Below are 10,734 nucleotides of genomic sequence, written 5' to 3'. Positions count from 1 at the left end.
GCGCCTGCCCTTGGCGTTGTCGGCACGCTGCTTCACCGCGCGCCACTACAACCTGAAGAAGGATGACTGCCAGTTCAAGTGCCTCGAACACGCCGACGGCGCACGGCTGTCCACCCGCGAAGGCAAGGGCTTCCTCACCGTCAACGGCATCCAGACCATGTCCGACGGCTGCCACGCACTGCTGCCGCACCTGACCGACATCGCCGCCATCGGCGTGTCCGCGGTGCGGGTGAGCCCGCAGGCCACCGGCACCGCCGAGGTGGTCGCCGCGTTCCGCCGGGCCATCGCAGGCGACGCGGTCGAGATGGACAGCCTGCCGCGCCCGGACGGCGCGTGCTTGGTCGACGGTTACTGGCGCGGCGAAGCCGGCATCAACCCGATTGGAGAACACCACCATGCGTGTGCCTGACCTCACCCTGCCCCCGCTCTTTGCCAGCGTGGTGTCCCGCCTGCCGGCCACCCCGCCCAACCTCGCGCTGGTCACCCTGCTCAACCAGCTGATCAAGCGCGGCGTGCTGCCGGCCGACATGAGCCTGCTCGCGGGCCACCACTTCGCGGTCGACGTGCTCGATGCCGGCCTCAAGCTGCGCTTTGGCGCCGACGAGAACGGCTTCGTGCTGGACGACGGCCACGGCGAGCCCGACCTGCGCTTCGCCGCCAACGCATCCGACCTTGCGCGCATGATGCTGCGCGAAGAAGACCCGGACACGCTGTTCTTCAACCGCAAGCTGACCATCGAGGGCGACACCGAGCTGGGCCTGATCGTGAAGAACCTGCTCGACAGCGTCGACTGGAGCGAGACGCCGCTCGCGCGCTTCATGGCCACATAGAGCCGCTAACAAAATAATCTTGTTTTTACTAAGAATTTAGGATCCTTTTGTTAGCGGCTCTAAGGATTGGTTTTTCGCGCCCAGGTCCCGCGTATATCCATGCAGGTTTTTTGTATTCGATTTTCTGGGAACGGTAACTGGGTGATCGAGCGCAAGGTTGCGCGCGACAAGGTGGCTGACAATGGCATGCTGGAAAGACTAGGTTTACAGCCAGCCACCCGCAGCGTTTGCCTCTGCGGTTGGCTGGGCGTGTAGTGCACCCGCTGTGGGTACGCACCTCGTGTGGCCTAGGTGTCGTGCCTGCAGCCGAGGATTGCATCTGGCGCCTGTACCTCCTCCCTTGTGTCTTCTTGTCGCTGACAGACAAACCGGGTATGCCAGATGGCTAGATGGTGTGCTGTTCAGATGGGACCCGTTGGCGACCCATGCTGCGGACAGTCCCCCGGTAACGGATAACAGAGAAGTCCATGGACGGGCATGATTGCGCCCTACAGTCGGTTAGGTTCTCAACACATGGCGATGCGTTTGCCGCATGGCTTGTATGCGGATATAAAAATATCAATACGATTGATTAGCAAATCATAAAATGGTGCACTCTACATGCTCAAACGTCTCAGTGTCGGCAGCAAGCTGGCCTTGCTGTTGTTGCCTCCCTTGTTGATCGCGCTGGGATTGTCGGGTTGGCTACTTGCCAAGCGATATGAGGCGATGCAGGACTACCAGTCAGCGAAGGTATTGGTTTCAATGTCGCAGGTGGCGAGCAAGCTGATGCACTCCCTGCAGTCTGAACGGGGGCTGACTAACGGATACCTATCGAGTCAGGCGCCGTTGTCCGCCGCGCTGAAGCAGGCGAGGGCGAACAGCGACGAGGCACATGCCGAGTTTGAACAGCATGTGGCCTCCATCGGGGATGCGGCGCTTCGTGCTGAGGCCGACAAGATCAAGACCAAGGTGGCCGCCCTCGCCGGCAGCCGCGCGGAGGTGGACAACCGTAAACTGGAGGCGAAAACGACGTTCAGCGCCTATTCGCAGGCAGTGGCCGAACTGCTGGATCTGGTGCGCAAGACCGTCGGTGTCAGCGGAGACGCCGCGTTGATGCAGCGTGGCCTGGTGCTCGTCAACCTGCTCGAGCTCAAGGAAAGCGCAGCCAAGGAGCGAGGCTTTATCAACGGGTTCTTGGCCGCCGGCGTGGTAAGGGCGGAGCAGCAACTGCAGACCAGTGCGTTCGCGGCCCAGCAGGACGCGTATTTCGACGCGATGCTCAAGCTGGCCGACCCGGCGACGTCTAGGCGCCTCGAGGTGTTTGCCAAGGCACCCGAGAATCTGGCGCTGCTCGAGGAGCGATCGCTGGTACTGGCCTTGCTGCCCGGCGAGCCGATTTCGATGCCGGGCGAGGTGTGGTTCAAGAAGGCGTCGGCCAGGCTGGATCTGCTCAAGACAGAGCAGGACGTGCAGCTCTCCTCGCTGGCCAACTACGTTGACGAGGCACTGGCGCGCTCTCGCGAGCTGTTCTGGCTGAATATCGGGCTGAGCCTTTTGGTGGCGATGGCCATCTGCCTGTTCGCATGGCGGGTGTGGTTGAACATCGAGCGCCCCCTGCTCAAGCTCGAACGCTTGATGGTGCAGATGAGCGCCGACTTTGATCTGACCCAACGCGCGCAGATCGAGGGCAGCGACGAGCTCGCGCGTATGGGTCGCGCGTTCGACCACCTTGCCGAGTCGTTCGGCACCACGCTGCGTGCGGTGAGACACCAGAGTCAGACGCTGCAGCATGCGGCTGAGGTGCTCAAAGGGGTGTCGCAGCGGGCCGCCCACGCGGCTGAGTTGCAGCGCGACTCGGCGAGCCAGATCGCCGCGGCGGTCGAAGAAATGTCTGAGGGGATCGCGCAGGTCAGCGAGAACGCGCAGTACGCGCTCGCGGACGCCAGCCAAATGTGCGACACCGTCGAGACCGATCGCTGCCGCATGCAGCGTACCAGCGACGCGATTCGCACCACCGCCGATTCGCTTGAATCGTCCGCTAAGGTGGTTGAGACACTGGCCGAGCGTTCGCAGGAAATCAATCGCATCATCACCGCGATCCGCGAAATCGCCGACCAGACCAACCTGTTGGCGCTGAACGCGGCGATCGAGGCGGCGCGTGCGGGCGAGGCCGGCCGTGGCTTCGCAGTGGTTGCCGACGAAGTCAGGAAGCTCGCCGAGCGCACCGGTCGCGAGACGGTCGAGATCACACGCTTGGTTGGTGCAATTGGCGAGGGCACGCAGACGGCGAGCGAGCGAATGGTTGCCGCGCGTCAGTCGATGAACGATGGCACGGTCTTGGTCAACGAGAGTGCGGCCGGGCTCGAGCAAATCCGCACGAATGTCACCGACTCCGCCCAAAAGAGCACCGAGACGGCGGAGGCGATGCGCCAGCAGTTGGCCGCGAGCACCGAGGTTTCGGTCAACATCAGCAAGATCGCTTCGCTAGCCGAGGGCAACGCAGCGATCGTGCAAGAGGCGGCTGTGCTCGCCGAACGGCTGACCGACGCTTCACGTACCTTGGCTGAGGAGGTCGGCCACTTCCATGTGGCCTAGGACCGTCCGTGCCTTGGTATATTGCCGCTGCCGCGACGATCGCGTCCCATAAGGCGCCCTTCACTCGAGGGCGCTTTTTCGCGAATAAATATAATGACAAAGGCAAGAATTTCAACGGAAAATCCAGACCGACAGCAGCTATAGGCTCTCTTTTTGATCCCTTCTCAGGCTGGATCTGACTTCCTTCTACGACCCGATTGCTCTCAAGGCTTGCTGTGGAATTGGTCATAGAGAGGTACCAGGCGAAAGGAAATCAGCATATTGCACAGGTTCAAGCGAATCGTATTCCTTCAAATATGTATTTGTAGGACAATATATTTTCTCGTTAATTTTCTGTGCAATGTCATGCGACTGAATGCCTTTACTGATTACTGCCTGCGCACACTGATCTACCTGTCGCTACAGCCTGAAGGGCTGGCGACACGTACTCAAATCGCCACCGCCTACGGCGTGTCAGACAACCATCTGATGAAAGTCGTGCATTTTCTTAGTAAGGCCGGATTAATCGAGACTCTGCGCGGTCGGTGCGGTGGAATGCGGTTGGCGCGTCGATCTACTGATATCCGCATTGGTGCGCTGGTTCGTCTGTGCGAGGAGGGCGTGCCGGTAGTCGAGTGCTTCGAAAAGGGCAGCGGCTGTCGCATTGACGGCATGTGCGCGTTAAAGCACATACTATTTGAGGCGCGCGAGGCGATGTATTCTGCGCTGGATTGCTACACGCTGGCGGATTTGAGCACCAACCACGAGGCACTGGCCATGCAACTGGGGCTGCCACGGGCGGCGGAGTAGGAGACAAACCGCCGCAGGCGGCGTGGCGCTACTGGTTACCGCTCAAAGGACGCCTACGGGGTCCGCGCTATCCTTCTCCTCGGCCCTAATGCGGCGCAGCTAGTCATGTCCTTTGTGGCAGACGCGGGTGTCGTCTTCAGTCTGCTGCTGTCAACGCCTCCAGCGCCGAGAACAACACTCTTTCCTCAAAGCGCACATGGGCCGCCAGTTTTTGTCCGAATTCGGGCAGGGCAGTCAGTTCTGCCACATACAACTGCGCCATCAGCGCGCGCAACTCGGCGTGCTCATCAGCGAAACGGCAAGCTAGTTGCGGCAAGACGGCTAATGCAGCGGAAAATTGGGCTTCTTCAGCCGCAAAGTGGGCTTCGAGATCGGCAAGAAACGCCGGTGAGGGTTGGGCTGCGGCCAAAGCATGCATGTCGTTACCGGCTCGGTTGATGCGCTTCGCCAGTACTAACGCCGGGTGGTGCTCTCTCGAGAAGCATTATCAATGCAGGGCTACGTTTCATAGATGCTCTCCCTTATGATCTAAAATATGTATTTAGTTTACATGTTTGATGGGTGAGCGCATAATGCACTAGGTAAATGCGAAAAGGGTGACGCGGTGTGGAGTCCCCTGCGTTCAAGCCTAGTGGTCAGTTGCGGGGCCGACGACGGATCTTGGCCACGCTGGCGCTGTGCATGCGCTTGGTTGTCTACTAGTAGCGCAGTATTTTCAGGTTGATGGATAGCCCGTCACTGCAACGTTAAGGAGAAACATGATGGCCCACGATTGTTCCATTCCCGTCATTCAGGACGGCACCTACGGTTTTGACGCCCGCGGCATCGCTAGGCGTTTCCGTCACGCGGCAATCTTCGGCGCACTAAACGCGCTGCAGCCCGGTGAAACCATGCGCTTTTGCAATGACCACGACCCGCTGCCGCTGCTCTCGCAGATCGGTCAATTTTTCGGCGAACGGGTTCGCATCGAGTACGTGCAGCGCGAGCCTGGCGAAATTGTCATCGACTTCTGCGTTGTCTCCTGACCCGTCCCGCAGTAGGCAGGAGGCGCGGCCACGCCGCGAATTGCCGTCTGGCCTGTTTGCACTAGTGTGATGGCTATCTCGCTTGCCGGTGCGGGTGAGGTGACCTGCTTTTAAACTTGATTGTGTGGAGAATCAGCCATGCTGGCCCAGCAAACCGCGATGTCCATTGATGCAACACAACCCATCGGCCAGATTGCCGTTGCCTTACCAGGGGCGATAGCCGTATTTCGCCGCTTGAAACTCGATTATTGCTGCGGTGGACAAACCAGCCTACAGCAAGCCGCACAAGAAAAGGCATTGGCGTTGGCTCCGATTCTTGCCGAGTTGGCGGCTCTGCAACGCCGGGACGACACGCCCGAGTTTGCCAGTGCCGGCGCACTAATCGACCACATTCTTGAGCGCTACCACGATGTCCATCGCGCCCAGTTGCCTGAGTTGATCGAGATGGCCAAACGCGTGGAGTCCGTGCACCGCGGTCACGCGAACGTGCCGGTGGGACTTTCCGTGCTGCTGATCCAGATGCAGGGTGAACTACTCGATCATATGAAGAAAGAGGAACTGATCCTATTTCCGATGCTTAGAACCGGCGGCAACCCTTACGCGGCGAATCCGATCGGGATGATGCGCAGCGAGCACGTCGAGCATGGCGCGACGCTGGAGTATTTGGCGGCAAAGACGAATGACATGAATGCGCCTCATGACGCTTGCACGACCTGGCAAGCACTGTACGCCGGGCTGAGGCAGTTGAGGGAAGATCTCATCAACCACATTCATCTGGAAAACAACATTCTGTTCCCGCAGTTTGAAATCGATACCGCCAGTACCGGCTGCGGTCCTAACGGTTGCGCGTGTAGCGGAATGTAACTGCATGCTGCACACATCCGGATCCAAAGCCGGGCGCACGCCGGCACCCATCGAGCCTGCGTCGTCGGTGAGGCTGTTAACGCAGGCGCCTCATCGCGCCGGCTTTTTCCTCGGCGGCAGTGTGCTGCTGCTGGCGCTGCTGTGGTGGCTATTGGAGTTGGTTGGACGCAGTTACGGGTTCAGTCTGTCAGAACTGCCAGCAAGTTTCTTGCATGGCCAACTGATGTTAAGCGGCTTTTTCCCGCTTTTCATGCTGGGATTTATCTACACCGCCGGACCGAAGTGGCTGGGCGTCGTACCGCCTGCCACCGTTGCGTGGCTGGCTGCCATCCTGCCTTATGCTTTGGGTAGTGTCGGCTTGTTGCTGGCGACGCGCCTACCTGTGTTATGGCCGCTTGCCAGTACGTTGCAAGGATTAGCCTGGTTGTGGGCTTGCCTGATTTGGGGCGGCCGCATTCACGTGAGTACCGCGCCAGACCGCAAGCACGCAATGCTGATCTTGGTCGCCTTCGCGCTAGGCGCTGCCGCGCTTGGCTTGTACGCATTCATTGCAGTCAGCAGGCAATGGCAGCTCGTCCACCATGCAGAGACCCTGTTGCTGTGGGGGATGTTGCTGCCAGTTTTCATGATTGTCTGTCATCGCATGTTGCCATTTTTCTCAGCAAACGTGCTGCAGCCCTACCAGACGTGGCGCCCCCTCTGGCTGCTGTACGGCATGGTTGGCGGCGTATGGCTGCATGGCCTCATCCACCTGATGGGGCTGCCAAGCTACTTGCTTGACGCTGGTCTGGCTGGGCTGCTGCTGTATACCAGTTGGCGCTGGCGACTTGTCCGATCGTTCAAGGTACCGCTCCTTGCCATGCAGCACATCGCCTTTCTGTGGGCCGGCTTGGGAATGGCGGTGCTTGTCCTGGAAACGGGGCCGTTCGCAACGCCGATAATTGGCGCGGGCTACGCTGCTTTGCATGCGCTGGCTCTGGGTTTTATGCTGTCGATGCTGCTGGCGTTTGTCACCCGGGTGACACTCGGTCACTCCGGGCGGGCGCTGATCGCCAGTCGGTTGACGTGGACGTTGTTCTGGTGCTTGCAGGCGTTGACCATCCTACGTCTGCTGGGCGAATGGGTGCCCAGCCTGCGCACCCCGCTGTTGCTGGCAACTGCGGTCGGCAGCGTCCTAGTAATGGGGTTGTGGTCTGTACGTTACCTGCCGATGTACACGCAGCCAAGGCCGGACGGGAAAGAGGGTTGAGCTCCGTCTAGCATTAACTTCTTCTCTTTAAGCTCGTGCTACGCCGAATAGTTCGGGGATTTTTACCTGTGGCTCAAACGGAGCGGCGTCCTATGGTCGCCTTCGTACTTCGCATCAAGCTGTAGTGGCGCACCGATGACATCCGGCGGCAGTACATCGAAGAATAGCAAACGCCAGGATAATTAGGACGCCTGCGGCATCCGCGCTCTTGACCTCGGGCGGAACCTCTGGGCTTGTCGCGCAATGGGTCAAAAGTCGGGGGAATCCTCTCTTCTTCCGCTTGTGTCCGCTCATGCTGTTGCTCACCACTCATTCTCCACCTTCCTCTTTTGTAGGCCGCGGCACCGTTTGGATTAGCCATTGTGACTAGCCATAATGGCGCGGGCACCCGATATTTTGTACCCCAAAATATCGGCTGAACTCGGCCGACTGGATAATTGGCCTCTGTTTGCCAAAGTCATAAGCTGCTCCCATTACTGATCACTGGGTAGACGGGAGGTGGCTATGTCAGCACAAAACGCCGGCAATATGCGGCAGGCTTATACGGTCCTCGCGTCCAGTACCTTCGCGTTCACCATCTGCTTCGCGGTATGGATGATGTTCGCGGTGCTGGGCATTCCGATCAAGAAACAGCTGGGGCTGAACGAAACCGAGTTTGGCCTGCTGGCGGCGATGCCGGTGCTCACCGGCTCGCTGGTACGGGTGCCCCTGGGCATCTGGACCGACCGTTTCGGTGGGCGCATCGTGTTCTTCTTGCTGATGCTCTCGACCGTGGCGCCGATCTGGCTGATGAGCTACGCGACCGAGTACTGGCACTTCCTGGTGCTCGCGCTGTTCGTCGGCCTCGCTGGCGGCTCGTTTTCGGTCGGCACGCCCTACGTCGCGCGCTTCTTCCCGAAAAACCGGCAGGGCCTGGCGATGGGCGTGTTCGGTGCCGGCAACTCGGGCTCGGCGCTGACCAAGTTCGTCGCGCCGGCGATGATCGTCGCCGCTGGCGGCAGCTGGACCATCGTGCCCCAGGTGTATTCGGTGGCGATGCTGGCCACCGCCTTGCTGTTCTGGTTTGGCAGCGCGAGCCGTCCCGAGCACAAGGTGGCCTCGACGGCCAGTTTCGCCACTCAGCTGAAGATGCTGAAGGATCCGCGCGTGCTGCGCTACTGCCAGTACTACTCGGTGGTGTTCGGCGGCTACGTGGCGATGGCGCTGTGGATGACCAAGTACTACATCGGCGAGTACGGCTTCGACATGCAGCTGGCGGCCTTCCTCGCCGCGTGCTTCTCGCTGCCCGGCGGCGTACTGCGCGCGATCGGCGGCTGGGCGTCCGACCGCTTCGGCGCCTACCGTACTACGTGGTGTGTGATGTGGGTATGTTGGGTGTGCTTCTTCATCCTCAGCTACCCGCAGACCAACTTCACCGTGTTGACGGTTGACGGTCCGCGTACCTTCCATATCGGCCTCAATCCGTGGGTGTTCACTGCGCTGATGTTCGTGGTCGGCGTGGCGATGGCGGTGGGCAAGGCGTCGGTGTTCAAGTTCATTTCCGACGAGTTCAGCGACAACATCGGCGCGGTGTCGGGCATCGTCGGCCTGGCCGGCGGCCTCGGCGGTTTCATCCTGCCCATCCTGTTCGGCGCGTTGGTCGACCTCACCGGCGTGCGCAGCTCGTGCTTCATGCTGCTGTACGGCACGGTGTGTGTGAGCCTTGTCTGCATGTACTTCAGCTTCCGGTCTGAGCGCGTCTCGCATGACGAGGCAGTGCTCGCCGCCCACGCTCAGGACACTTCAAAACTGGTACGTAAGCACGCCTAACCGGCGAACAACACGGAGAACATCATGTCTAGTCACATCATTAAACGGTGGGAGCCAGAAAATCCCGCGTTCTGGCAGAAAGAAGGGGCGCGGATCGCCAACCGCAACCTGTGGATCTCGATCCCCGCACTGATGCTCGCGTTCAGTGTGTGGATGCTGTGGAGCGTCGTCGTCGTCAACCTCGACAAGGCGGGCTTTACCTTGTCGAAAAACCAGATGTTCTGGCTGACGGCGTTGCCGGCCCTCTCCGGCGCTACTTTGCGTATCTTCTACTCCTTCCTGGTACCGATCTTCGGCGGGCGCAAGTGGACGGCGATCTCGACCGCGTCGCTGCTGATCCCGGCCTTCGGCATGGGCTTCGCGCTGCAGGACCCGACCACCAGCTACCCGACGCTGCTGGCACTCGCGCTGTTGTGCGGCTTGGGTGGCGGCAACTTCAGCTCGAGCATGGCCAATATCAGCTTCTTCTTCCCGAAGGCGAAGAAGGGCCTGGCCACGGGTCTTAACGCCGGCATCGGCAACCTCGGCGTGTCGCTGGTGCAGTTCGTGGTGCCGGTGGTGATCACCGGCGCCTTCCTCGGTGGCTTTGGCGGAGACGGTCACGTCTTCGTCAAGGACGGCGTCGAGAAGACGATCTGGTTGCAGAACGCGGGCTTTATCTGGGTGCCGTTCATCGCGGTGGCCGCGCTGGCCGCGTGGTTCGGCATGAACGACATCGCCGACGCCAAGGCCTCGTTCGCCGACCAAGCGGTGATCTTCAAGCGCAAGCACAACTGGCTGATGTGCTGGCTGTATATCGGCACCTTCGGCTCCTTCATCGGCTTCTCGGCGGGGCTGGCGATGCTGACTAAGTCGCAGTTCGAGGGGATCAACCCGACCACCTACGCCTTCCTCGGTCCCTTGGTTGGTGCATTGACGCGTCCGATTGGTGGCTGGATCTCGGACAAGGTCGGTGGTGCGCGCGTCACGTTATGGGTTTTTGTTGCAATGATTTTGGCTGTGCTCGGCGTGCTGCAGTTCCTGCCGCACGGTGGGGTTGGCGGCAATTTCTACGGCTTCCTGGCGATGTTCATCGTGCTGTTCGCGCTGACCGGCATCGGCAACGGCTCGACCTTCCGCATGATCCCGGTGATCTTCATGACCGAGCGCCAGCGCGCAGTGGTTGGCAAGGGGGAAAAGGCCCAGAAGCAGGCTTTGCTTGACGCGGCTAAGGAGTCGGCTGCAGTGCTCGGCTTCTCCGGCGCGATCGGTGCGTACGGCGGCTTCTTCATTCCGAAGAGCTTTGGTACTTCGATTGATCTGACGGGGGGTGTTGACGCAGCCCTGTACGCGTTTATTGCCTTCTATATGAGTTGCGTGGTGCTTACCTGGTGGTGCTATGCGCGCAGGAATGCAGCGATGCCCTGCTAGTTTGTTTTCCTCCAATCCAAGGTCTAGCGACCTTTTGCCGCGCCACTGAGGCGCGGTTTTTTTTTGAAAGGTGAGCGGATAGTCCTTTCGGCATAGCCAGAATTAGGCCAATTGCCTTGCCGATATTCGCCCTCTGGAGAATGTGATGGTTTATGGCTTCGGAATAAGCTGTCAGCGTCGC

Annotated in this window: 8 protein-coding genes and 3 pseudogenes; 10 read left to right on the top strand and 1 reads right to left on the bottom strand. The window is 60.0% G+C overall.

Annotated elements, in window-relative coordinates; genetic code table 11:
• The 4 genes and pseudogenes from E5K04_RS15875 to E5K04_RS15860 form a co-directional block, all read left to right on the top strand.
• Window positions 1-409 (top strand): annotated as a pseudogene (locus E5K04_RS15875) (U32 family peptidase); the annotation flags it as partial.
• Window positions 396-830 (top strand): ubiquinone anaerobic biosynthesis accessory factor UbiT, encoded by a 435-nt coding sequence (gene ubiT / locus E5K04_RS15870; RefSeq protein WP_136555825.1) that lies wholly within the window; start codon window positions 396-398, stop codon window positions 828-830. The pseudogene E5K04_RS15875 and the gene ubiT, both read left to right, overlap by 14 nt.
• A gap of 600 nt (window positions 831-1,430) precedes the next feature.
• Window positions 1,431-3,407 carry a methyl-accepting chemotaxis protein gene (locus tag E5K04_RS15865; RefSeq protein WP_136555824.1) on the top strand — a complete coding sequence of 659 codons (1,977 nt, stop codon included), beginning with the start codon at window positions 1,431-1,433 and terminating at the stop codon, window positions 3,405-3,407.
• Between the two features lie 345 nt (window positions 3,408-3,752).
• Complete coding sequence (locus E5K04_RS15860; RefSeq protein ID WP_136555823.1) at window positions 3,753-4,196, top strand: RrF2 family transcriptional regulator; 444 nt, start codon at window positions 3,753-3,755, stop codon at window positions 4,194-4,196.
• 136 nt (window positions 4,197-4,332) lie between these two features.
• On the opposite strand, the pseudogene E5K04_RS15855 reads toward E5K04_RS15860, so the two are convergent.
• Window positions 4,333-4,659: pseudogene (locus E5K04_RS15855) on the bottom strand (hemerythrin domain-containing protein); the annotation flags it as partial.
• 295 nt (window positions 4,660-4,954) lie between these two features.
• Here E5K04_RS15855 and E5K04_RS15850 point away from each other — a divergent pair.
• The 6 genes and pseudogenes from E5K04_RS15850 (at window position 4,955) to E5K04_RS15825 (ending at window position 10,553) form a co-directional block, all read left to right on the top strand.
• Complete coding sequence (locus E5K04_RS15850; RefSeq protein ID WP_235844405.1) at window positions 4,955-5,221, top strand: DUF2249 domain-containing protein; 267 nt, start codon at window positions 4,955-4,957, stop codon at window positions 5,219-5,221.
• A gap of 138 nt (window positions 5,222-5,359) precedes the next feature.
• Window positions 5,360-6,085 carry an iron-sulfur cluster repair protein YtfE gene (ytfE, locus tag E5K04_RS15845; RefSeq protein WP_136555822.1) on the top strand — a complete coding sequence of 242 codons (726 nt, stop codon included), beginning with the start codon at window positions 5,360-5,362 and terminating at the stop codon, window positions 6,083-6,085.
• Between the two features lie 4 nt (window positions 6,086-6,089).
• Window positions 6,090-7,334 carry an NnrS family protein gene (locus E5K04_RS15840; protein ID WP_136555821.1) on the top strand — a complete coding sequence of 415 codons (1,245 nt, stop codon included), beginning with the start codon at window positions 6,090-6,092 and terminating at the stop codon, window positions 7,332-7,334.
• 84 nt (window positions 7,335-7,418) lie between these two features.
• Window positions 7,419-7,501: pseudogene (locus E5K04_RS15835) on the top strand (IS200/IS605 family transposase); the annotation flags it as partial.
• 337 nt (window positions 7,502-7,838) lie between these two features.
• Entirely contained in the window at window positions 7,839-9,143 is a 1,305-nt protein-coding gene (locus E5K04_RS15830) for an MFS transporter (protein ID WP_136555820.1), read from the top strand.
• A 24-nt stretch (window positions 9,144-9,167) separates the two neighbouring features.
• Window positions 9,168-10,553, top strand: a complete 1,386-nt coding sequence (locus E5K04_RS15825; RefSeq protein ID WP_136555819.1) for a NarK family nitrate/nitrite MFS transporter — start codon at window positions 9,168-9,170, stop codon at window positions 10,551-10,553.
• Window positions 10,554-10,734: the final 181 nt, after the last annotated feature.

This window comes from Crenobacter intestini (assembly GCF_004919095.1).
In the GTDB taxonomy this organism is placed as follows: domain Bacteria; phylum Pseudomonadota; class Gammaproteobacteria; order Burkholderiales; family Chromobacteriaceae; genus Craterilacuibacter; species Craterilacuibacter intestini.
The sequence above is the reverse complement of the archived record's forward strand: the minus strand, read 5'-3'. Positions and strand labels throughout refer to the sequence as shown.